The organism is Rhizobium sp. 11_C7_N12_5 (genome assembly GCF_051811145.1).
Taxonomy (GTDB): domain Bacteria; phylum Pseudomonadota; class Alphaproteobacteria; order Rhizobiales; family Rhizobiaceae; genus Rhizobium; species Rhizobium lusitanum.
The window spans coordinates 812,877-834,614 of record NZ_JBPWPY010000003.1 but is presented as its reverse complement, the minus strand read 5'-3'; the positions used below and the strand labels follow the sequence as shown (position 1 = coordinate 834,614).

At 58.3% G+C, this 21,738-nt stretch carries 17 protein-coding genes and 1 pseudogene; 10 read left to right on the top strand and 8 right to left on the bottom strand.

What is annotated here, in order from left to right; translation table 11 throughout:
• Nucleotides 1-884: 884 nt before the first annotated feature.
• The 5 genes and pseudogenes from AB8B29_RS33370 to AB8B29_RS33350 all read right to left on the bottom strand — a co-directional run bounded on the left by AB8B29_RS33370 (nt 885) and on the right by AB8B29_RS33350 (nt 5,272).
• Complete coding sequence (locus AB8B29_RS33370) at nt 885-1,187, bottom strand: putative quinol monooxygenase (protein ID WP_439007040.1); 303 nt, start codon at nt 1,185-1,187, stop codon at nt 885-887.
• Between the two features lie 75 nt (nt 1,188-1,262).
• Nucleotides 1,263-1,970: a glutathione S-transferase family protein gene (locus tag AB8B29_RS33365; protein ID WP_439007039.1), complete on the bottom strand. Its 708-nt coding sequence runs from the start codon at nt 1,968-1,970 to the stop codon at nt 1,263-1,265.
• Between the two features lie 324 nt (nt 1,971-2,294).
• Nucleotides 2,295-3,728 (bottom strand): GH39 family glycosyl hydrolase, encoded by a 1,434-nt coding sequence (locus AB8B29_RS33360; RefSeq protein WP_439007038.1) that lies wholly within the window; start codon nt 3,726-3,728, stop codon nt 2,295-2,297.
• A gap of 573 nt (nt 3,729-4,301) precedes the next feature.
• Nucleotides 4,302-4,514 (bottom strand): annotated as a pseudogene (locus tag AB8B29_RS33355) (cyanase); the annotation flags it as partial.
• 53 nt (nt 4,515-4,567) lie between these two features.
• Nucleotides 4,568-5,272: an IS6 family transposase gene (locus tag AB8B29_RS33350; protein ID WP_439007037.1), complete on the bottom strand. Its 705-nt coding sequence runs from the start codon at nt 5,270-5,272 to the stop codon at nt 4,568-4,570.
• Here AB8B29_RS33350 and AB8B29_RS33345 point away from each other — a divergent pair.
• Nucleotides 5,240-5,548, top strand: a complete 309-nt coding sequence (locus AB8B29_RS33345; protein WP_439007036.1) for an RES domain-containing protein — start codon at nt 5,240-5,242, stop codon at nt 5,546-5,548. The two genes, AB8B29_RS33350 and AB8B29_RS33345, sit on opposite strands and share 33 nt — an antisense overlap.
• 353 nt (nt 5,549-5,901) lie before the next feature.
• Here AB8B29_RS33345 and AB8B29_RS33340 read toward each other — a convergent pair whose 3' ends face one another.
• A complete protein-coding gene (locus AB8B29_RS33340) occupies nt 5,902-6,834 on the bottom strand; it encodes a LysR family transcriptional regulator (protein ID WP_439007035.1) in 933 nt (310 codons plus the stop codon).
• A gap of 120 nt (nt 6,835-6,954) precedes the next feature.
• On the opposite strand from AB8B29_RS33340, the gene AB8B29_RS33335 reads away from it, so the two are divergent.
• The 7 genes from AB8B29_RS33335 to AB8B29_RS33305 all read left to right on the top strand — a co-directional run bounded on the left by AB8B29_RS33335 (nt 6,955) and on the right by AB8B29_RS33305 (nt 13,092).
• Nucleotides 6,955-7,800: a transporter substrate-binding domain-containing protein gene (locus AB8B29_RS33335; protein ID WP_439007034.1), complete on the top strand. Its 846-nt coding sequence runs from the start codon at nt 6,955-6,957 to the stop codon at nt 7,798-7,800.
• Between the two features lie 74 nt (nt 7,801-7,874).
• Nucleotides 7,875-8,186, top strand: a complete 312-nt coding sequence (locus AB8B29_RS33330) for a (2Fe-2S)-binding protein (RefSeq protein WP_439007033.1) — start codon at nt 7,875-7,877, stop codon at nt 8,184-8,186.
• Nucleotides 8,176-9,708 (top strand): FAD-dependent oxidoreductase, encoded by a 1,533-nt coding sequence (locus AB8B29_RS33325; RefSeq protein ID WP_439007032.1) that lies wholly within the window; start codon nt 8,176-8,178, stop codon nt 9,706-9,708. The genes AB8B29_RS33330 and AB8B29_RS33325 overlap by 11 nt, the downstream gene beginning before the upstream one ends.
• A complete protein-coding gene (locus tag AB8B29_RS33320) occupies nt 9,701-10,870 on the top strand; it encodes an NAD(P)/FAD-dependent oxidoreductase (protein ID WP_439007031.1) in 1,170 nt (389 codons plus the stop codon). The genes AB8B29_RS33325 and AB8B29_RS33320 overlap by 8 nt, the downstream gene beginning before the upstream one ends.
• A complete protein-coding gene (locus AB8B29_RS33315; protein WP_439007030.1) occupies nt 10,860-11,573 on the top strand; it encodes an ABC transporter permease in 714 nt (237 codons plus the stop codon). Before AB8B29_RS33320 ends, AB8B29_RS33315 begins: the two co-directional genes overlap by 11 nt.
• Before the next feature lie 2 nt (nt 11,574-11,575).
• Complete coding sequence (locus AB8B29_RS33310) at nt 11,576-12,268, top strand: ABC transporter permease (RefSeq protein WP_439007029.1); 693 nt, start codon at nt 11,576-11,578, stop codon at nt 12,266-12,268.
• 17 nt (nt 12,269-12,285) lie between these two features.
• Entirely contained in the window at nt 12,286-13,092 is an 807-nt protein-coding gene (locus AB8B29_RS33305; RefSeq protein WP_439007028.1) for an ABC transporter ATP-binding protein, read from the top strand.
• A 532-nt stretch (nt 13,093-13,624) separates the two neighbouring features.
• Here AB8B29_RS33305 and AB8B29_RS33300 read toward each other — a convergent pair.
• Complete coding sequence (locus tag AB8B29_RS33300) at nt 13,625-13,891, bottom strand: potassium channel family protein (protein WP_113108287.1); 267 nt, start codon at nt 13,889-13,891, stop codon at nt 13,625-13,627.
• A gap of 181 nt (nt 13,892-14,072) precedes the next feature.
• Nucleotides 14,073-15,062, bottom strand: coding sequence for an IS5 family transposase (locus tag AB8B29_RS33295; RefSeq protein WP_439007027.1), 990 nt, complete (start codon nt 15,060-15,062; stop codon nt 14,073-14,075).
• Between the two features lie 140 nt (nt 15,063-15,202).
• On the opposite strand from AB8B29_RS33295, the gene AB8B29_RS33290 reads away from it, so the two are divergent.
• Both AB8B29_RS33290 and AB8B29_RS33285 read left to right on the top strand, forming a co-directional pair.
• Nucleotides 15,203-16,138 carry a MarR family transcriptional regulator gene (locus AB8B29_RS33290; RefSeq protein ID WP_113109163.1) on the top strand — a complete coding sequence of 312 codons (936 nt, stop codon included), beginning with the start codon at nt 15,203-15,205 and terminating at the stop codon, nt 16,136-16,138.
• Between the two features lie 35 nt (nt 16,139-16,173).
• Nucleotides 16,174-21,720 carry an MBG domain-containing protein gene (locus tag AB8B29_RS33285; RefSeq protein ID WP_439007026.1) on the top strand — a complete coding sequence of 1,849 codons (5,547 nt, stop codon included), beginning with the start codon at nt 16,174-16,176 and terminating at the stop codon, nt 21,718-21,720.
• The last annotated feature ends 18 nt before the right edge of the window (nt 21,721-21,738 follow it).

Genomic DNA, 21,738 nt, shown 5'->3' with positions numbered 1-21,738 from the left:
CGCCATGGTGGCTCGGCCAAAGCACGTCGCCGATATGCCTTACACTTAAAGTCGCGCCCTAATCTTATGCGAACTTGAACTTGCAATGAGTTACGGCGGGCACTCAGGATTGATGCTTGCTTTTGCAAGCTTGATTCTGGCGCCTCATATCAAGGCGGAAGACTTGAAGGTGTTTGTGATGCTGCCTTCTGTCTGGGCGCCTTCGCCAGAATACAAAGAAACAAAGGGCGTGACTGCGGACTATGTCCTGCGATCACCAATGGAACGCAGCGCTGCCGCGAGTGGTAGCGCTCTCGTCGATGGGTGCAAACACAGCCGGGAGGTAGCGGACATTTTTACTTTCAAAAGCCCGCTATCCACGCGTTCGTCCGGGCCGTCACTTTTGACTCAGTCCAGCCATTGCGGCTAGATTAAGATTAGGGTGCTGAAGCCGGCCTGAATATTTCGGTATTGAGCAATAACTACCGCGTCGGTTGTTCACATCCTTTCAAGACCACCAACCATAACCTACCTCTCAGCTCTCTGCGCACCCGGTCGCCAGGCGTTCTCGGGATCAGCGACGGAGCGACTCGATGTAGTCATGGCCAAGGAATTTGGTGAGCCGCTGGAGGCCGTAACCGGTGGGCCTCGCTTTGTAGTAGGGATGCACGCGATCCCGCCAGCATAACGGATCTCTCCGTTCCGGCCAACTTCAGCAATCGCATTCTTCAGCTTAGCAACATCGATTCCGACAAAATTCTCTATAGACCGCAACGGCGCTCCATCCTGTCGTGAGGATCGGCTCGGCCATCCGAGCAACTCTCGCAAGACCAGTGTAGGGCGAGCCACCTCAGCCGCGACGAAGGACATCAGGACTTATCGGCCACTACTCCTGATCAGCCCAATTATCCTGGAAGTTTGTCCGCCAGCACTTCGGGACTTCTGATCTGCGGCGGTGTCTCCAGCAATTCGCCGGCATGCGCCATCAACGCTGCTGCCACCTGACCGCTCAGATGTGCCTGACGTCCGGCCTCGGCGTCAAAAGCATCGAAGATGGCGAAAGTACTCTGGTCAAACCGCACGGCAAACCAAGCCACCGTCAGCACCTCCTGGTCGATAAGAGATTCCGCGCTCTTGAGGAAGGCAGCAACCTCTTCTTCTCTACCTGCCTTAGCCTTCAATTCCACATACAAAGCAACTTTAGTCATGTTCTCTTCCTCAGATGTTGGGCCAGGTTGAAAGATCGCGTTCAGTCATCTCAACGGGCTGTCCCCGCCCGCAGGTCAGCCGATAAGATCCTGATAGTTGGACGGAAAAAGCGCGCGTTTGGTTTCGTCGTCATTTTCCCGTTTGAAGCTATGGTCCGTTCCAACAAGCCGTGCCCTTGCTGCCGCAGGACGGGCGTTTATGGCGGCAAACCATCGCTTTATATTTGGATAATTGCCTAGCGGGTCGTCTTGTCCCTTCAGCACTCGCGATGCACGGTCGAGCCATCCCCAGGCCGACATATCTGCAATCGTATAGTCGTTGCCGACAAGATACTCACGCCCCTCAAGATGGGCCTCGAGGACACCATAGTGCCGCTCAGCCTCCTTGCGGTATCTGGACGTCGCGTACGGTGACTTGTCGGCGGCAGCGAACTGAAAATGAACTGCCTGCCCCGAGAATGGACCAAGACCTGTCGCTACAAAAAGCATCCATGAAAGAAGTTCGGGACGGTCAACGGGCGATCCCTGGAATTTCCCGGTCTTCTCGGCCAGGTAAAACAGGATCGCCGTCGAATCGAAAACCCGCGTTTCCAACCCGCTCGGTCCGTCCGTATCGACGATGGCGGGCACCTTGCCGTTCGGATTGATAGCGCGAAAGTCCAGCGAATGCTGCTCGCCCTTGCTGGTGTCCACTGGGATCAATTCATAGGGCAAGCCGGCTTCTTCGAGAAAGAGGGCAACTTTTGCCGGATTCGGTGTCGGGTGGAAATAGAAGCGGATCATGGAAGCTTCACCTTCTTCCTGAATGGGTTCGTTGGCCGGACGGTTGGTATTTCTATCTTGGCGCAGCCAACCACGGCAGAGCCGCCGGGTCTAATCACGAAGTTGATCGCCGCGTTTGAAAGCGACGTTAAAAGGCCGCTGTCTTGCATGCGCCGATCTCCAGCGTAGGGCCACTCAGTGGAAACCTGCGTTTCCGCTGGTGCTGCGCGAAACAAGATCTCAATGTCTCGTTGAAGCAACTCAGTTCCTTATCCCATGGAGTCTCACCCCGACTGCATAACAATCACGATGTCGCTGGTTCGGCTGCCATCAACAGATCTCGGTCTAAAAGAACAATGTCACCGCGGTGACGCTTAGGGGCTTCACAACGACGAATAAATTGATGGTCCCCATGGTATTGCTTACGTCGACAGGGTCTTCGCGCAGTGTGGAAAACTGCATCAGCAGGTCGACATTCTCTTTACTCAGATATTCCGGCGATCCAAGCTCCACCCAATGTGCCTTAGGATTACCTCGATCCACATCGATAGTTTTGGCACTTGCTCGAACGGCGGGATTTGGCGTCGTCATTGTCAGCCGTACTTCCTCATCATTGATTGAATGGTGCGGTAGCGAAAAATTCGAGATGAGCACGGTGACCGAGGAGCCACTACGGACTACCCAGACGTCGACCGTTTGGTGTTTACCGTCGACCACGAGAATTTCGTTCCCAAGGGCGTGCAGCAATTCGAACGCGCGATATGCGGGCTTGGGAATACCATGGATGTTCATGAGGCCGAAACCGCCGTGAAACGGTATCGATGGGAAGTAGTTCTCCTCGAAGATATCGGAGAAAGTCCAGTAGCTATAGCCTTGTACGAGGCCGCGTGCCTCCATCACTGTCTTAACAATGAAGGCTGCAGCATAGGGTTCGTCGTGCATTGCATCACGGGGATTGGACGACGTACACCACTCGGTGTAGTACAAGGGGCGGTCACCTGCCTCTTTCCGTGCAATTCCTGCCTCCTTACGCAACGCGCTCCTCTTACTCATCGCTAGCTGGGTTTCGGTATCATCGCCTGGCTTGCCGAATGAATCCGTGGGATAGTGGTGCGTGCTAATGAAATCGAGCGGTTGGCTGTGTTCGATAGAAAAGCGAACTAAATCGGCTATCCAGGCATTTGCAGCGGTGGCTGGGCCGCCGACTTTGAGCTCCACATCTACCGATTTTATGGCGTTGGCGCTCACCGCATAAAGCTTGAAGTATTCTTCCTGATTGGCATCTCCAAAGGCCGTGAGGTTGGGCTCGTTCCAGACCTCAAAGAACCATTCCCGCACTTCCTCGAGACCGTATCGGTCGACCCAGTGTCCGACAAGCTTTTGAATTAGCGCTGCCCAAAGATCGTAATCCTTCGGCGAACTGACGTTGGCGCGATATCGAAAGATTGTTTGGCTGCTTGATGCCAACATCGACGGCATAAAGCTCAGTTCGACGAAGGGCCGCATGCCGATCGAACGAAGAAAATCGAAAATCTGATCGGTGTTAAAGAACGAGTAGAGGGGTTGCTCATTCTGAGCGACCATCGTTCCCATGTCATCATCCAGGATACCGTGAAAACGGACATGCCGAAAACCTAGCTCTTCGCGAGCCCGGCGAAGCTGCGCCTGCCAGTCGGCCCGCAGCGCAAGTATCGCGTGACCGCTGCCCACTGTGTGTTCCCAAAAATGTGGAAACTCCGCGCCATCGGCGTGGAGGTTGCATAAGAACTCGATGGACATTGGAAACTCCAATCGTAGGAGGGTCGCGGCAAGACCAAGCGCTACGACTACAACCCCGTACAAACGCCGTTGTTGCGCAATCACGTCAAATTGAAGCCAACGATGTGTGTGGGAGGGACCCCAGTTTCGGACGCTGGTCGCGCGGCGTAACCTCCGCGACACCATACTTCACGATTCGAGAGCGATACGGCTCCAGCCGGGCAACGCGGTCGATACATTACCGGAATGTAATTTGAAATTTGGTAGCGTGTCTGTCGCAATGATTCCGGCTGGACATGATGACCGGCCCGGGGCTCGCAGCGGACATACCCCCAGGGCCGTGGCGAGCCCCTCTTATGATAGACTATTTCTGCTTCCAGCTTCGCTTGGCGCTCCTCGCTCTCGCACGGAAACTGCCAACCGGCAATTTAGCCGAAAGGGCAGGTGGTTGTGCTCGGAAAACTTGATGGGCTACCGCGTCTTGGAAACGCCAACGGCGATCCGTGTTCTTTGGTGTTACGACAATTACGAATTTCATGATCATCTGCCGGGTCCTTTGGGCCTGCAGCGCGGGCCCGCTGGAGGTTTTCGACGTTACCAGCGATTATAAGGAAGAAATTTCCCGCTCATCCTGATTTCGATCCGGTCTCCTTTGTGGTTGGGAACCTTCTCGACGCCCATTTCGAAGTCGATGGCACTCATGATGCCGTCGCCACCCTTTTCCTGAATCAGCGCCTTGAGCGTCTCGCCGTAAACACCGATTATTTCATAAAACCGATAGATGCAGGGATCCGTGGGAACTTGCTGACTGGTGATGTCAGGTTAACTGGGACAAGTGCGCGATGGCAGGGTCGGAGTGATCACGCGGCAATTCCGGCCATGCTCCTCCAATGTGCGAGCGCCCCGAGGCGATGCAGGTGGACGGCGATGGCTGTCTTTTTCAGGTGGGTTGGGACGAAGAGATTTCGGACTGCGGAGAAGACGCTGACGAAACGTTGCAACGCACCTGGCGAGCGGAACCGCTGCATCACCCCCTCCCGTTTTCGCAGCGGCAGGTGCGAGTTTTCAGCGCGGTTGTTCAAGCCCTTGTGCGATCGATGCTCGACCGTCGGCATGATCTGACGATGCGCCGCGCCGTATGAGCGAAGCTTGTCGGTGACGATGCGCTTGGGCAGGCATCCCTGCCTCTTCATCAGCCGGATCAGAAGTCGCCTGGCAGCCTTGGTGTTGCGGCGAGCCTGGACGATTTCGTCGAGCACATAGCCATCCTGGTCGACAGCACGCCAGAGCCAATGTTTCTTCCCACCGATCGTCACGACCACCTCGTCCAGATACCAGATGTCACTTGCGCTGGGCACCTTCCGACGTAACCGGCCGGCGTAGATTGGGCCGAACTTCTTCGCCCAACAACGGATCGTTTCATAGGAAACGACGATGCCGCGCTCCAGCAGCATCTCTTCGACCAGGCGCAGGCTCAATGGAAATCGGAAATACAGCCACACCGCATGGGCGATCACGATTGATGGGAAACGATGGCGCTTGTAGCTGACAGGATTGTGGCTCATGACGGCGACATACCCGCAAATCTTTCAGCCGCAGTTAACCTGACATCACCCTCGCGCCAGAGTCTGGCGCGCTCCTGGGCGTTGGCTTTCCACGAGCACCAATCGCTTCCTGATGGCATCATCTATCCATCTCGCCTGAACGGCCACACGAATGTCGCTGTCTTTGGGCGTGCCGTCTCCAAGCTGGCGCCGGTCCGGGTCATGCCGCTGATTGGCGCCCCAGGGCTCGCTGCGGTCATCAATGACCTCCGTGTGAGTCTGGTCGATCTTCCTTGAAAACATTGCCGGCTTGGGTGCTGGTCGTTTCCGGGTCGGCAAAGTTCCAAGTTTAATCGCACTCCAGCCGCGCCGGACAGATCCTCCAGGGGCTCAGATTTTCCGACTTGCGAGATCAAAATTCGTGGCGCCGGCTGTGATCCCACGGAGAGCAAGAGACAGAGAGCGGACCCGCGCGCCGGGGGCTGTCGGTCCCGGTTTCCGGCTGATGCCGGCGCTTTGCTAAACCTCCTGCGGCAACCCTGTTGAACCGGTCTTACGGGAGGCGAACTGCCTCCGCGGTTCCCGCTGCAGCTGGTATGCCCATTTTCGTTCTGGCTCGAAATCTAATCCTGATCAGAGCGGGCACTGGTTTATTGAGCGTCTTTCGAAACGCCGCCCGACGTCGTCGGCAATCCGGAGCGCATCGCGGCTTGCGCTGCACTCTGCAGCGCTTGTTCGAGGGCGGGTATCGAAGCCTTCGGCGGCCGCCCGGCAATCCGCTCCAGATAGTAATTTCCGGATCCTCTCGTCCTTGGAACGATGGAACAAACTTCGAGACCCAAGGATGCCGCCAGGGGTCCACAAACCGGAAGGTGGCCGATGGCAAGTCCGAGCCCCTGGCTCACCATCATCAGGGCCAGCGGGGTCGTGTCGACCACTTCGAGTTTCAGACTGAAACCCTTCAACGGACCGAAATTGTGATTGAGCAGCGCCGTCCATCCCATGGCGTGTGATGCCACGTCGAAAAGACGAAAACTCAGTATATCTTCCAGCGTGTTGATGCTTTCAACGTCCTCCTTTCGGCCCATCACGACGTGGGACAGGCCCATGAGCCAGGAGGGGTGCCTGACCAGATGCGGCTCCTCGCCGAAACAGATCTGCAGATCGACGTCCGCATTGCGATGCGAACCCTCCATGATCAGGGACACGCGGACCGCTGGATTTTCGGCTTCGAAGTCAGCGATTACACGGGGCAGCCAACTCATTGCCATGAGTTGACTGGCAAGCAATGTCACCTGCTCGATCCTCTGTCTTCCGAAGAGTGCCGCAGCCTTGCTTTCGATCGTGCTCAGGGACACCTGGACAGTTGGCAGGAAGTCACTCGCGTCCGGTGTCAGTATCACCTTGTTTGCTGTCCGCTGGAATAACGGGCGACCCAGATGTGTTTCGAGCGCCAGGACCTGCTGACTGACTGCAGCAGCGGACATGTTCAGCTCTTTGCCGGCCCTGGCAAAACTCTGGTGCCGTGCGGCAGCTTCGAAGACGCGCAACCAGTTGAGCGAGGGAATGGAAGTATTGTTCATGGCTGAGCGTAAGCTGTGCTTATGCTCAGGTCAAATAGATACTGTATCCCCTGATGCCGCCGCAGGTGCCATAAAGCTTGAGCGGGCTCATGCCTGTCAAAAACAGAGGGAACAAACCAGATGATTACACGCCGACTGCTCCTTGCACTCGCTGCACTGCCCGTCCTTACCTCGACAGGCCTAGCCGCGGATCTGCCACCAAAGATCACGATCGCCACCGAGGGAGCATATGCCCCCTGGAATTTTACCAATCCCGACGGGACACTCGGCGGTTACGAAATTGAACTTGCCAAGCTCCTGTGCGAGAAGATGAAGGTGCAGTGCAACGTCATTCCTCAGGAGTGGAACGGCATTATCCCCGGACTCAACGTCGGCAAATACGATGCCATCATTGCGTCAATGGGCGTGACTGAGGAACGCAAGAAGGTCGTTGCTTTCTCCAAACCCTATGCGAGAGCGCCGAATGGCTTTCTGACCACGAGCTCGAACGACATGAAGAGCCTTCCGGATGCGGGAGTGTCCTTCGATCTGGCACAATCTCCGGAAAAGGCGGAAGCTGCGCTGACCGTTCTCAATGAGAAGATCAAGGGCAAGGTCGTGGGCGTCCAGACCGGTTCGACGGCGGCGACATTCGCTCACAAATATCTGGCCGGCGCCGACATCCGCGAATATCCCACCTTCGACCAACTGACGCTTGAACTGAATGCTGGGAGGATCGATCTTGCGGTTGCCAACGTGACGGTCTTCAAGGCCGCCATTGACGGCAGCAATGGCACCCTCGTCCTCGCGGGACCGAGTTTCTCAGGCGGTATCCTCGGCCTCGGCACCACAAATGTGGCACTGCGCCCCAAGGACGAGGCGCTTCGCAATGCCTTCGATGATGCCGTCACGGCTGTCAACAAGGACGGCAGCAATGCGGCCCTGACCAAGAAGTGGTTCGGGATCGACATTTCGATCCACGAATAATGCCGGGACGCGCCCTCTCATGCTGAGGGGGCGCCAGTTCACGGTCGCCTCTCTTCTCCACACAAGGTGTTTTCATGTTTCAGCCGATCGGGTCTCCCGAGGCCATGCTGACTGTTTACTTCGATAACCTGCCGGTCACAGCCTTGCCCGGTGAGACGGTGGCATCCTGTCTTTTGCGTAACGGAGTGACGCGCTTTCGCACGACGCCGGTTTCGGGCGCCGCGCGCATGCCGTTCTGCATGATCGGGCATTGCTTTGAGTGCCTGGTCGAAATCGAGGGTCTCGGAAGCCGGCAGGCGTGCCTGACGGTGGTGCGGGAGGGAATGCAGGTCGCCACACAGGCAGGTCCCGCCACCATTTACCGGGGAGCCAACTATGACCGCTGAACCGAGGCCCGACCCTTCGGCTGCCGGCACGGGCGCCATGCCAAGGGATGCCGATGTCATCGTTATCGGCGCAGGCCCGGCCGGCATGTCGGCCGCCGTGGAACTCTCCGCCGCGGGTCTCAGCGTCATCGTGCTCGACATGAACGCCTCCCCCGGCGGCCAGATCTATCGGGCCGTCGAGGCAAACCTCAACGAGGGGGCAAGTCATGGCCTCGCCAATGCGCTCGGCGCGGCCTATTCGGCCGGCCAGCCGCTGGTTGCGCAGTTCCGAGTGCAGTCGAACATCGACTATCGCCCGAATACAGTGGTGTGGGAACTGAGAACCGATGGAACCGTGGGATGGCAGCAGGCTGGCCGCGGCGGTTATCTTCGGGCGCGCCATGTCGTGCTGGCCAACGGTGCGATGGAGCGCCCGATGCCATTTCCGGGTTGGACGCTTCCCGGCGTAATGACCGCGGGCGCTGTGCAGACACTGATCAAGGCGAGCCGGCTCAAACCCTCCGGTCGGGTCGTTCTGGCCGGAACCGGACCGCTGCTCTTCCTCCTCGCCGATCAACTCCTTAAACTCGCCGTCAGACCCGCACTTATCGCGAGAACGGATGGTTTGGGCGACAAGCTCGCTGCCCTACCACGGCTTCGCCCGGCAGCGCTTCCGGCGCTGGCAAAGGGAGCCGGCTGGATGGCCAACCTGCGTCGGGTCGGTGTCAGGACCGTGACCAGTCTTACCCATCTCGAAGCTGTTGGTAATGAGAGGCTGCGGGAGGTTGTGATCAAGGCAGCAGGCAAGACGATGCGCCTGCCGTGTGACTTGTTGATCGTACATGACGGGATCATTCCGTCCATCGATCTCGCTCAGGGGGCGGGCATTGCGATGGAGTGGCGTCCCGACGATGCCAGCTGGAGGCCTGTTACCGATGCCCACGGTCTTGCCAAACCGGTCAGTGGACCGAGCCTTTCTCCTGGTCCCAACTGCGTGTGGCTAACCGGTGACGCCCGCACGATCGGCGGGGCGGATGCGGCAGCAGCTCACGGCATGCACGTGGGGCAGACAATTGCGGCGAGCCTGGGGGCAGTGAAATCCCGGCATGCCTCACACTCAAGTCCCGCAAAACGCTATGCGCAAGCCATGGCGGCGCGGCCCTTCATCGACGCCGCCTTTCCACCTGGACGATGGTCAGTCGAGCTCGGTGACGCCACGATCATCTGCCGTTGCGAAGAGATCACCGCAGCCCAGATTCGGAGTTGCGCCCAACAGGGGGTGACCGACATGGATCAACTTCGAGGGCTTCTGCGCTGTGGCATGGGACCCTGCCAGGGACGCAGTTGCGCCACCGCGATCGCTCGACTGCTATCTCGCGAGTTTGATTCACCGCTCCCCATGCCCTTCAGGGGCCGTCCGCCCGTGCGGCCCGTTCCGCTCGGCGTGCTGGCACAGCTTCAGTCGCTCGACCCGGACCTTTCCCGTTCCGAGGCGCTGGATGACAAGCCCGACGCCTCCAGCAGGGGTGGGATCGATGTTTGATCGAAAGAATGATGTCGTGATCATCGGCGGCGGACTGCAGGGATGCGCCATCGCTCTTTTTCTCGCGAAGGCGGGCAGCAAGGTTACGGTCATCGACAAAACGGTTGCCGGCCGCCATGCCTCCGGCGTGAATGCCGGCGGACTGAGGCTGCTTCTGCGAGATCACCGCGAATATCCCATCGCGGTCAGAGCCATGGACATCTGGGCACACCTTGACCAGTTCGTCGGTCAGGCGGCGGCCGAGGCATCCGAAGTGCAGTTGCAGACGTCGCAGATAGCAATTGCCATGGATGAAGACGAAATGGCCTGGGCGGGGGAGCGCGAGCGCGACATGAAGCGGCGCGGTATCCCAAACGAGCAACTGCTGGACGGCGCGGACATAAGGCGTCTGCTTCCCGGTATTTCCAGCCAGGTCCTCGGTGGGCTCGTGTCGCGGCCCGATGGGCATGCCAATCCCGCGAATGCTGCCCGAGCCTTCCGCATGGCCGCCGCCGCCGGCGGAGCCCATTTCGAGGAGCGCTGCTGTGTTGTTGGAATTGATCTTAATGGCTCTGGTTCCTGGCGCGTCACGACCGACCGCGGAACAGCGGAAGCGGAAATCGTCGTCAATTGCGCAGGTGCCTGGGGCGCGGGCCTCGCGGGCCTCGTGGACGAAAATCTCGAGCTCAGGTCCATGGCCTTGAGCATGATGGTAACGGCGCGGGTCGAGCCCTTCGTCGCGCCGGTCGTAATCGGGATCGACAGGCCGCTCTCCTTCAAGCAAAGCGCGGTCGGTTCGCTTGTCATCGGCGGTGGCATTGCCGGAAAGCCGTGTCTGGAGGAGGGTACTTCCTTCACGGTCATGGACCGAATGGTGTCGAGTGCCCGGGCGACCGTCGATGCCTTTCCCTGCCTCTCCGATATTCCTGTCCTTCGCACCTGGAGCGGCCTCGAAGGTGTGACGCCTGATGGCATACCCTATATCGGGCCAAGCGCCAGACACCCGGGCCTCTGGCATGTGTTCGGCTTCTGCGGCCACGGCTTCCAGCTCTCGCCTGCGGTGGGCGAAACCGTGGCCGCCTCGCTTCTTTCCGGAAACATCGACGCGCGCCTTCAGCCGTTCGCCGTCGATCGTTTCCAAGCGGGGAAACCGGCTCAGCGGGGGCGTAACGATGCAGCTTGAAACGCTTAGACTTCTCGGCTTCGGGCCTGGCGGCTGGGGATTTCCCCTGCTCAGCGCCGCAGGTGTGACCGTTCTCGCAGCTATTTTCGGATTTGCGCTCGGAAGCGTGCTGGGTGTCACGGGCGCCTATCTGAAACTGTCGCGGCATATAATGCTTCGTTTGATCGGGCAGTTCTACACCACGGTGCTTCGCGGCATTCCCGAGATCCTCATCATCTATCTGTTCTACTTCGGCGGGAGCCTGTGGCTGACGAAGATCATGAACATCAGCGGTTATGACGGGTTCTATTCGCTGCCGGGCTTTGCGACAGGCGTCATCGCTGTCGGCGTCGTTTCCGGTGCCTATCAGACTGAAGCGTTCCGCGCGGCTTTTCTGCGGCTTGATCGAGGGCAGATTGAGGCTGGCGTTTCCTGCGGCATGTCGCGACCGCTTCTCTTGAGGCGGATCATCGTTCCACAGACACTGCACTTCGCCCTGCCGGCGCTTGGCAATATCTGGCAATCAGCCCTGAAGGAAACCTCGTTGCTCTCGGTCATCGGGCTGACCGAACTGCTGCGCCAGACAGGTATAGCGGCAGGATCCACGCACCAGCCTCTGCTTTTCTTCAGCGTCGCGGCGGCCGCCTTTTTCCTGATCGGGCGGCTCAGCGGGCGGCTTCTCCGAAAGGTCGAAGACCACATGAACAAGCCGTGGAGGCGATGACGATGGACTGGTTGTTCATAAAAGACATTTTCCATCAGATGCTTCTCGGGATCCCTCTGACGCTCCAGTTGACGGCCATTTCTCTGTTGGCGGGATTTGTCCTGGCCTGTCTGGTACAGGCTGCGGTCACCAGCCGCCATGGCCTGGTCCGCGGGCCTGCCACCGCTTATGTGGAACTCTTCAGGGGGACGCCGCTCCTCCTGCAGATCTTTCTTATCTATTACGGCCTCGGCCAGATCGGTCTGTTGCGGCAGTCCTTCATCTGGCCGTTCCTGCGAGAGCCCTACTGGTGCGCTGTCCTTGCCTTGTCGCTGAATACGTCAGCCTACACGGCGGAGATCATTCGCGGTGCGGTTCAGGCAGTTCCACCCGGAGAGATCGAGGCCGCCCGGTCCTGCGGCATGTCAGGGCTTCTGCTTCGCAGGAGGATTATCTGGCCGATTGCGGTACGGCACGGTCTTCCAGTCTACAGCAGTGAAGTCATTCAGATGATCAAGGCCACCTCGCTTGCGAGCATCATCACCTTGAATGAAATCACAGGGATTACCTACAGGCTCGCCTCCGACACCTATCGGGTCATCGAGATCTTCACGGTCGCAGGTGCGATCTATCTGGCGTTGAATTTCGTGGTGAGCATGGCGTTTGCCATTCTGGAGAGATTTCTGAACGGCCATCTGGCCGATCGCCGCGCTTGAGCCGAAGGACACAGCACATGACAACTTTACCACCACAAACCGCAAGCAGTCAGGCAGCGAAGGTGCCCGCAATCTCAGTCGATGGTCTGCACAAACACTTCGGTGCGCACGAAGTTCTGAAAGGGATCGATTTCCAGGCGTACGACGGTGAGGTTGTTTCCATTCTGGGGTCTTCCGGCTCGGGGAAGTCTACGTTTCTCCGCTGTCTGAACCTGCTTGAGATGCCCTCGGCAGGCAGGCTTTGCATCTTCGGTGAGCAGGTCGGGTTGAAGAAGACGAGCGGCAATCTTGCAATCCGTGACCAGAGGCAGGTCGACCGGCTCCGCACGCAGGTCGCCATGGTGTTCCAGAACTTCTGCCTCTGGCAACACATGACGGTGCTTGAAAATCTGATGGAAGCACCTGTCCACGTACAGCGCCGCGCAAAGCGTGAGGTCAGGGACGAGGCTGAAGCAATGCTTGAGCGCGTTGGTCTCATAGAGCGTGCTGATTTTTACCCCGCGCAGCTGTCGGGTGGTCAGCAGCAGCGGGCTGCAATCGCAAGGGCGTTGGTGATGCGGCCAAAGGCGCTTCTTTTCGATGAGCCGACAAGTGCCCTTGACCCGGAACTGGTCGGTGAAGTGCTGAGGGTGATGCGGGATCTCGCGGCCGAAGGGCTCACAATGCTCGTGGTGACGCACGAGATGGGATTTGCCCGCGATGTTTCCAATCGCATCGTGTTCCTCGATCAGGGCAGGATAGCCGCAACGGGGTCACCCCAACAGCTCTTCGGCGGTGGGGTAAACGATCGGTTCGACCAGTTCGTCTCACGCTTCAACAGCTGACGTACGGCGCAGCGGGCTCTCACTCCACGCTGTGCCGCTCATCGGCCTGGGGCGGGCGCCACAGTATGTCCCGCGTTGCCTGTTCCACTGTTGTGATCCCAAAGGATGCCATTGTCCGATTGAGTTCCTCATAGAGGCCCGTCCTCTTGAGCTGATCGAACACATATCGCAGCGCCATATTGCCGTGAAGGCGGTTCGCTCTATGGCGCGAGTGCTTGCGCTTTGTGCGGCAACTACAGAACGATAAGAACACGGGCTCGCCTCTTGATTGGGCATGGTTCTGCGTCGTAGCTAGTTACTGAAATTGCGAACGATCTTTCGGCAGGTTGTAGGTTCGTATCTTTTCAAGGCGGCCATTCAATCCGCTTTCGTCTCTTCGAGAGGCGTCGATTGGTCGGCAGACCAGAATTGTGTGATCATCACAGTGGGGTTCCTTGCACTTTTGTGATGCAGGCCGTTGCGGTGATCTTGCAAATTGATCCAATCCTCAAACGTACCCTCCCATTCCGGGGGAGAAGGCTTGGATTTACAGTCAGTTGCCTTCACGCCTCGCAACTTGATACGCGAGTGCATTCAAGAAGAGCCCAGCTAGCACGATACCTGCTACAGCTTCCGCTGCCACTAACGCGCGAGACATCGGGCTTATTGGGACAATGTCTCCGAGGCCAAGCGTGGTAATAGCAACTGCGCTGAAATACGTCATTCTCCAGAACTGCCCGCTGAAGCTTGAGGCGTCTCCTTCAACGCCCCGAATATAATCTGTGAGCTTCTCCTCCTCTGATTTCGTTAGTGCAAGCATGGGGGCGAGATGGCCCGAACCAGCTGCGGGCTCGAATATTTTGTCTACGAATGACTGCGACGAGGGATAAAACCGGGATGAAGGTGCTCCATTTTGGAGGTTCAGAAGTCGATAAAACGTCGATCTTCGGCTTTGGTGCGCGGATCGTTGAAAGAACGGAATTCCGTCTTTGATGCTACGACTATGCGATAGCGAACTTGAGCCGGACGGATTTCGGGCGTGCGCATGCCAGCATTCGATTGAGCACTGCGCAGCTGAGGGCGACTTCCGTCTGCTGTGCTGCGAACGAGCGCGCTCTTAGCCGGCCGCCGATGATGGATTTGTAGCGACCGATCGCGGTCTCGACCAAGGATCGTTTGCCGTAGCCGGTCGCGGCCTGCCATTTCATCCGGCCATCAGCGTTGATCGTCGCGATATGTTGGTTTCGTTGATTGGTGGGATCGTCGTGCTGACGTTCTACCGCATTGGCACGCGGCGGGATAACTACCTCAGCATCGGCGGTGTGCCTGATGACGGCAGCGTAGGTCGGCTCACCGTCATAGGCTCCATCGGCCGTGAACTGCGCTATCGGCATGTCGATCTGGTCGAGTAGTGGCTCCACCTGCGAGGCGTCGCCGGCATCCCGGTCCGTCATAACGTGAGCGATGATGTCAGAGCTGTCGGCATCCAGCGCCAGATGCAGTTTCCGCCAAGCCCTACGGGATTTAACACCATGCTTTTCCTCCAGCCATTGGCCAGCGCCGTAGACCTGCAGCCCTGTGCTATCGATCAGGACGTGGACAGGCCCTTTCTCCGGGAAGCGATCAGAGTGCCGCTTGTTCGGCGCTCTCGGTTTATTTGCACGACGGCTCACGGTCGTGTGATCGGGAACGACGAGATCCAGCCCAATCAGCTTCAGTACCGAGGTCAAGAAGCCTTCGGTCTGCCGCAGCCGCAAGCCGAACACCAGTCCCAGCGTCAGGGCAGTCTCAATCGCCAGATCGGAATAGCGCGGCTGGCCGCCGCGCGTCGTTCGCTTCGGCGCTCGCCAGGACGACAGTGCCTCGGGCGTCACCCAAAGCGTCAGACTTCCGCGCCGACGAAGGCCTGTCTCGTACTCCCGCCAGTTCGTGACTTTGAACTTCATCTTGCCAATACGATGGCGGCGGTAGGCGTTGTGCTTGAAAGGCATCGTTGCAAAAGCCAGGTTATTGCGATCGCAGGTCACCTACGACAACGCAATTAACGATCCGCGCACCAAGGCTATACTTGCTCCTATTGCCCTTCTTCGATTAGCTTGAAGGCGCTGATGCAATGATACCGAGGGCAGTAATGCGAGCTTGCGAGCTTTATGAAGGCATCTTCGCCTTTTCCCACCTTCCTGTCTGGAAGAAGGCTGTCAGCGGACTTTCCCATCAAGGCCTTATCGATGCGCTGATCGACTATTGTTTGGTAATGGGTGCACCGGCCAGCTCCAGCTGGCCGACGAACAAAGTGTTCGGCCAGAAGCTTCGCTACATCACCTCATACACACTCATCGGCAACTATATTCAGTTTCTCGACGACCCGTTTTTGCCACCGACGCTGACAGCGCTTCAGGCCAAGCTCACAGCAAGTCCGCGCCAGGTGGCCGAACTCGTCAAGAACCTGCGCGCTGGCGGTTATGTGGAAGCCATTCCCGACCCCAGGGATCGGCGGTCCCTTCACTTGATACCAACGCTTTCGCTCCTACTTGAGGTGGCCAAATCACCGCTGGCCTTCTTGAAAAGTGCTGAAGAGCTAGGCTTTTGTCCTCCAGGAACATACACATCATTGCTGATGGCGCCGGAGCTGATGATGCGATGGATGGGGCGCTCGGTCCGCGCTTATCAGGCACAGGATGTGCTATTCAGCCCATTTCCGACGATTGTCCGGTTCAGCGAACGAGATGCGGGGTATGTGATACTGACGGCCGTCATCGCGGCAGCATATATGGGAGCGCAGGGACGCGAGCCACCTTTCGCTCTCACCTATGATGGGCTGGCCAAACAGTTTCAGGTCTCCCGCCAGCATATCGGCAATCTCTTTGGTGAGGCAGAGCGATTTTTTACCGTTCGGGCAGGCTCCATCCTCTCGATCAGTCCCGATCTGATTTGCGAGTTCAATACCTTCGCCCTCGGCCAGATGGCGCATTACAGCCTCTTGGCTGAACAAGTGCTCGAGCCGAGCGCTTCTTTGTCTCTCGCCGAGATAGAAACGCTTCTGGGGGCAGCCACGGGCCGTTGCTAATTCGCCGAAGGCATTGGTGATCCAACAAAATTTGGATGCAGAGTTTGGACTTTACACCGAAGCCCGACATAGGCACGGATGGCCTTTGGGGAAAAGCGGATACATCGTCACAATCCGATGCCGCTTCAAACCACGAAAGGCGTGGCTGTGGCATGAGGGGTGAAATACTGTTGAGACCCGGATCTATTTTGCACAGGCATTTGTCTTCTTCTACGGCACTTGGTCTTGCCTTTGCTGTGCTAGGCTCGCCTGCCCTTGCCGGTGACTTGCTGCCGACGGGTGGTCAGGTGGTGTTTGGATCAGCTGCGATTGCGACCTCAGATACATCGATGACCATTACCCAAAATTCCGACAGGGCGATCGTCAACTGGAGCGATTTTTCCATCGGGCAGGGCAATAGCGTCAACTTCATGCAGCCAAATTCCTCGTCCGCGATTCTCAACCGTGTCACCGGTAACACCACTTCGACGATCGCGGGATCGTTGACGGGTAATGGCCAGGTCTTCCTGATCAATCCGAATGGCATTGCCATCACTCCGACCGGTTCGGTCAAGGTCGGTGGCGGGTTCGTGGCATCCACGCTGGATATCTCCAACGACGATTTCCTCAAGGGCCAGTATCGTTTCAACGGCAATGCTGCCTCTAGCTCTGTCTCGAACGAAGGCGTGATCACCGTCGGCCGCGGTGGCTATGCCGCGCTGATCGGCGGCACGGTGAAGAATGACGGCCTGATCGCCGTGCCGATGGGCAAGGTGGGCCTGGGTTCTGGTGAGCAGGCGACGCTCGATCTGTCGGGCGACGGTTTTCTGCAGGTTGCGGTTCCCACCAGGGACGGTGCGGAAGGCAAGGGTGCGCTGGTGGAAAACGGCGGTGCGATCTCGGCCGATGGTGGCACGGTCGTCATGCGGGCAGCCACGGCGCGCAATGCGGCGCGGCATGCGATCAACCTGTCAGGCGTGGTGGAAGCCAAAAGCGTGTCTGGTAGCAATGGGTCGATCACGATCGGCGGTGGCCAAGGCGGAAGGGTTACGGTTTCCGGCAAGGTGAGGGCGACCTCCGCGACCGGCAAGGGTGGCAAGGTGACGGTCACCGGCAAGTCGATCGCGCTGAAGGGTGCGACCTTGGACGTCTCCGGCGCCAAGGGAGGCGGAACCGTCAGGATCGGCGGCGACAGGCAGGGCAAGGGTTCAACGCAGCGCGCCGAAACGACCAGCATCGATGCCAATAGCACCATCAAGGCCGACGCCACCGAGAGTGGCAATGGCGGGTCGGTCGTCGTCTGGTCGGATAATCTCACCAGCTTCTCTGGACTGATCACGGCGATGGGGGCTGACAGCGGAACCGGTGGCGATGCGGAGGTATCGGGCAAAACGCTGATCGACTACACCGGCTTCACCAACCTCTCCGGCTCTGGTGGCTTCGGCACGCTGCTGCTCGACCCCTACAACATCACGATCTCGAATAGTACGGCTTCCAATTCCTCCGGCACCAGTGCCACCGGCAATGACAGCGTCATCAATGTCACCACGCTGGCCACGGCGCTTTCGGCCGCCAATGTCACGGTCACGACGGGCGCCGCAGATTCCGCAGGCTCTCAGGCGGGCAACATCACCGTGGCTGACGCCGTGAGCTGGACAAGCGGTTCGACGCTGACGATGTCAGCCTATGGCACTATCGCCGTCAATGCGAACCTGACGGGCGGCTCAGGCTCCTCGATCGTGTTGCGCGCCGACAATTCGGGCACGGGCATTGGGACTGTGACGTTCGGAACGGGCGTCAAGGCTACGGCATCAAGCGGCGTGTCGATCTATTACAATCCGACCGGCAATGATAATACCAGCGTCAACGGCACTAGTTACACGTCGCCCAATAACTACGCTGCCAACACAGGCGTCGGCACGGGCATCACCGCCTCAATGCTGATCAACACCGTGTACGACCTGCAGAACATCCAGAACAACCTGTCCGGCATTTATGCCATGGGCAACGACATCGATGCGAGCGGAACGGCGACTTGGAACGGTGGCGCAGGGTTTAATCCTGTCGGAAGCGGTAAAGTAGAAACAACCGGTCTCAACGCAGAGTTCAATGGTCAATTCGACGGCTTGTCACATACAATTACAGGTTTGATCATCAACCGGCCAAGCACGGATTATGTCGGCCTCTTCGGCAGCAGCGACGGCGCAATACGCAACCTCAATGTGATCGGAGGTAGCGTGACGGGTCGGAACTATGTCGGAGGACTAGTTGGCTTCGCCGATTATGATAGCAGTATCCGCAACTCTCATACCGCCCAGGCCGTGACGGGCACAAGCGACGTGGGCGGGCTGGTGGGACACTCGCGGATGGGTTGGAATATGACCGTCAGCACAATCGATGCGTCCTCGGCCGACGGATCAGTTCGCGGCGGGAGCTTCATTGGCGGGCTGGTGGGGTCCAATGAATTAGGCGGTATAGGCGGATCTTATGCAACAGGTAACGTGACAGGCATCAGTGATGTAGGGGGACTGGTCGGTTCGAACTCTGATACAATTAACAATTCCTATGCCACTGGTGCAGTCACGGATAGGGGCGGCGATTCCGTCCGTATCGGCGGGCTAGTTGGATCGATTTGGAATAGCGGACTTGTCAGTAACTCCTATGCTACTGGCACGGTTACTGGCTATAACGGCGTCGGCGGACTGGTGGGGTACATTGCAAACTACGGGGACATCTCTATCAGTCGTTCCTATGCAACTGGTAACGTTGAAAGCCGCTCATCCTACGCTGGCGGGCTGGTCGGATACAATTCCAGCGGTTCGATCTCCGACTCCTATGCGACGGGCACTGTCCGCGGTGCGGATTATGTCGGCGGGCTGGTCGGGTACTTGAAAGCTGGATCAATCAGCAATTCTTTTGCCGATGGTGCCGTAACCGGCGGCGGCAGTAGGTTCTATGTCGGCGGACTGGTGGGATACGTCGATCTCGGAACGATTAGCAACGCCTATGCTACGGGCGCCGTCTCGGGCACCTACGACGTCGGTGGGCTAGTGGGAAAGAATGCCGGTGGTACGGTCAGTAACGTGTATGCCACAGCTTCTATCTCCGGATATGACAAAGTGGGTGGTCTCGTCGGGGAAAACAGCGGCACCATCAGTAACGCCTATGCTAACGGCGCGGTGTACGGCCAGGGAACCGGCAATTTCTATGTCGGCCAACTTATCGGGCTGAACCAAGGGACCATCACAACTTCGTTTTTCAACAGTCCGAGGGACCAAACGAGTGGACAAGGGAACGGTACATCTCTCGGCATGACCTACTTGTCGACGGCGCAGATGCAGGACCCATTTTCCTTTATCAACGCTGGCTGGGATTTCACCAGCATATGGGGAAAGTCTACGACCGCCGCCAACGATGGAAACATGATGCTGCGTTCGTTATCGACCGGGCTCTATGACGACTACATCGCGCTTTCCGGTGACACCTCGAAAACCTATGGCGATGCCAACCCGGTCCTCTCAGGATTGACGGTCACGGGCATTGGAACCTCCAACGTCACGCTCAACTGGGCTCAAACCGACGTCGGCGTTTACAGTCATTCAAGTGGCAACGTCCTGACCGTGAACGATCAGCCAGGGCGCACAGCTTACATCGACTACGGTACAGGGAGCCTTACCGTTAGGCCCCGTCCGATCACCATTGCCGCTGACGCCAAGGCGATGAGCTATGGTGACAGTATTCCGGCGCTTACTTACTCGGTCGGCGGCTCGGGCCTCGTCAACGGCGATAGCCTGACGGGAGCGCTGGTGACCGCAGCATCCTCGACGTCTGCTGTCGGAAGTTACGCAATCGGACAAGGTACGCTGTCAGCATCGGGCAATTACGCCGTCACCTACGTGCCCGGCCAGCTGACGGTGACACCGGCAACCCTGACCGTCACATCTGGCAGCGGCACAATAATCTATGGCGATGCCGTGCCGGATCTCTCCTATACCGTCTCCGGCTGGAAGAATGGCCAGGGCAACAGCTTGCTGAATGGCGTGAGTGTCACGAGCGATGTGACGTCAGCCTCGAATGTGGGCAATCATTCAACATTCGCATCTGGCGGCACGCTTTCCGGTTCCGCCGAGGGAAATTACATTCTCGCTTACATCAATGGCCAGCTGACAGTCACGCCGCGTCCGATCACCATCACCGCAGACACGAAGTCCATGATCTACGGTGATGGCGTGCCGAACCTCACCTACAGCATCGGCGGTTCAGGCCTCGCCAATGGCGACGTCTTGTCCGGGGCGCTCTCGGCAGCCGTGACCTCAAGCTCGAACATCGGCAGCTATGCCATCGAGCAAGGGTCCCTTGCAGCGTCGAGCAATTATGCTGCCACCTATATGCCCGGCCAGCTGACAGTCACGCCGCGTCCGATCACCATTACCGCAGACACGAAGTCCATGATCTACGGCGATGGCGTGCCGAACCTCACCTACAGCATCGGCGGTTCAGGTCTCGCCAATGGCGACGTCTTGTCCGGGGCGCTCTCGGCAGCCGTGACCTCAAGCTCGAACATCGGCAGCTATGCCATCGAGCAAGGGTCCCTTGCAGCATCGAGCAATTATGCTGCCACCTATATGCCCGGCCAGCTGACAGTCACGCCGCGTCTGATCACCATCACCGCAGACACGAAGTCCATGATCTACGGTGATGGCGTGCCGAACCTCACCTACAGCATCGGCGGTTCAGGCCTCGCCAATGGCGACGTCTTGTCCGGGGCGCTCTCGGCAGCCGTGACCTCAAGCTCGAACATCGGCAGCTATGCCATCGAGCAAGGGTCCCTTGCAGCGTCGAGCAATTATGCTGCCACCTATATGCCCGGCCAGCTGACAGTCACGCCGCGTCCGATCACCATTACCGCAGACACGAAGTCCATGATCTACGGCGATGGCGTGCCGAACCTCACCTACAGCATCGGCGGTTCAGGTCTCGCCAATGGCGACGTCTTGTCCGGGGCGCTCTCGGCAGCCGTGACCTCAAGCTCGAACATCGGCAGCTATGCCATCGAGCAAGGGTCCCTTGCAGCATCGAGCAATTACGCCCTCACCTACGTGCCAGGCCAGCTGACCGTTGCGCCAGCGACACTCACGGTCACCGCCGATAACGGCAGCATGTTGCGATACACAGAGCTTCCACAGCTCGGATACAGCGTTTCCGGCTGGAAGAATGGGCAAAAGAATGATCTGCTGATCGGCGTGACCGTTTCCACCGATGCGACACGCAATTCGCCATATGGCACCGGTTACAAAAGCGTCGTTTCGGGTGGGGTGCTTTCCGGGCCGGCATCAGGCAACTACGTCCTTGCCTATATCGATGGCCGCTTCAGCGTGCTCGCGGCACCCAGCGTCGTAAATCCTGTTACAACATCTCCAGCCTCGTTCGATCAATCACCGGGCCAGCTGACCGCCGTCTCCATCATAAATCCGCAAGGATGGGTTCCTGGCACGGTCACCGTCAACGGTTGGGACCCAGCAGTCAATCTCCTCCTCACGCAAGATCCAAAGCTCGTTGGTGCGGTATGTAAAGTCGCCCCCAACTTTAGCGTGGCCTGTTGAGTAATGCCCTGCGTGATA

Bases quoted from the DNA above. Each gene is read 5' to 3' on its own strand.
- AB8B29_RS33370 (WP_439007040.1), bottom strand. From the start codon at position 1,187: ATGACTAAAGTTGCTTTGTATGTGGAATTGAAGGCTAAGGCAGGTAGA.
- AB8B29_RS33365 (WP_439007039.1), bottom strand. From the start codon at position 1,970: ATGATCCGCTTCTATTTCCACCCGACACCGAATCCGGCAAAAGTTGCC.
- AB8B29_RS33360 (WP_439007038.1), bottom strand. From the start codon at position 3,728: ATGTCCATCGAGTTCTTATGCAACCTCCACGCCGATGGCGCGGAGTTT.
- AB8B29_RS33345 (WP_439007036.1), top strand. From the start codon at position 5,240: ATGGCGCTTGTAGCTGACAGGATTGTGGCTCATGACGGCGACATACCC.
- AB8B29_RS33350 (WP_439007037.1), bottom strand. From the start codon at position 5,272: ATGAGCCACAATCCTGTCAGCTACAAGCGCCATCGTTTCCCATCAATC.
- AB8B29_RS33340 (WP_439007035.1), bottom strand. From the start codon at position 6,834: ATGAACAATACTTCCATTCCCTCGCTCAACTGGTTGCGCGTCTTCGAA.
- AB8B29_RS33335 (WP_439007034.1), top strand. From the start codon at position 6,955: ATGATTACACGCCGACTGCTCCTTGCACTCGCTGCACTGCCCGTCCTT.
- AB8B29_RS33330 (WP_439007033.1), top strand. From the start codon at position 7,875: ATGTTTCAGCCGATCGGGTCTCCCGAGGCCATGCTGACTGTTTACTTC.
- AB8B29_RS33325 (WP_439007032.1), top strand. From the start codon at position 8,176: ATGACCGCTGAACCGAGGCCCGACCCTTCGGCTGCCGGCACGGGCGCC.
- AB8B29_RS33320 (WP_439007031.1), top strand. From the start codon at position 9,701: ATGTTTGATCGAAAGAATGATGTCGTGATCATCGGCGGCGGACTGCAG.
- AB8B29_RS33315 (WP_439007030.1), top strand. From the start codon at position 10,860: ATGCAGCTTGAAACGCTTAGACTTCTCGGCTTCGGGCCTGGCGGCTGG.
- AB8B29_RS33310 (WP_439007029.1), top strand. From the start codon at position 11,576: ATGGACTGGTTGTTCATAAAAGACATTTTCCATCAGATGCTTCTCGGG.
- AB8B29_RS33305 (WP_439007028.1), top strand. From the start codon at position 12,286: ATGACAACTTTACCACCACAAACCGCAAGCAGTCAGGCAGCGAAGGTG.
- AB8B29_RS33300 (WP_113108287.1), bottom strand. From the start codon at position 13,891: ATGCTTGCACTAACGAAATCAGAGGAGGAGAAGCTCACAGATTATATT.
- AB8B29_RS33295 (WP_439007027.1), bottom strand. From the start codon at position 15,062: ATGCCTTTCAAGCACAACGCCTACCGCCGCCATCGTATTGGCAAGATG.
- AB8B29_RS33290 (WP_113109163.1), top strand. From the start codon at position 15,203: ATGCGAGCTTGCGAGCTTTATGAAGGCATCTTCGCCTTTTCCCACCTT.
- AB8B29_RS33285 (WP_439007026.1), top strand. From the start codon at position 16,174: ATGCAGAGTTTGGACTTTACACCGAAGCCCGACATAGGCACGGATGGC.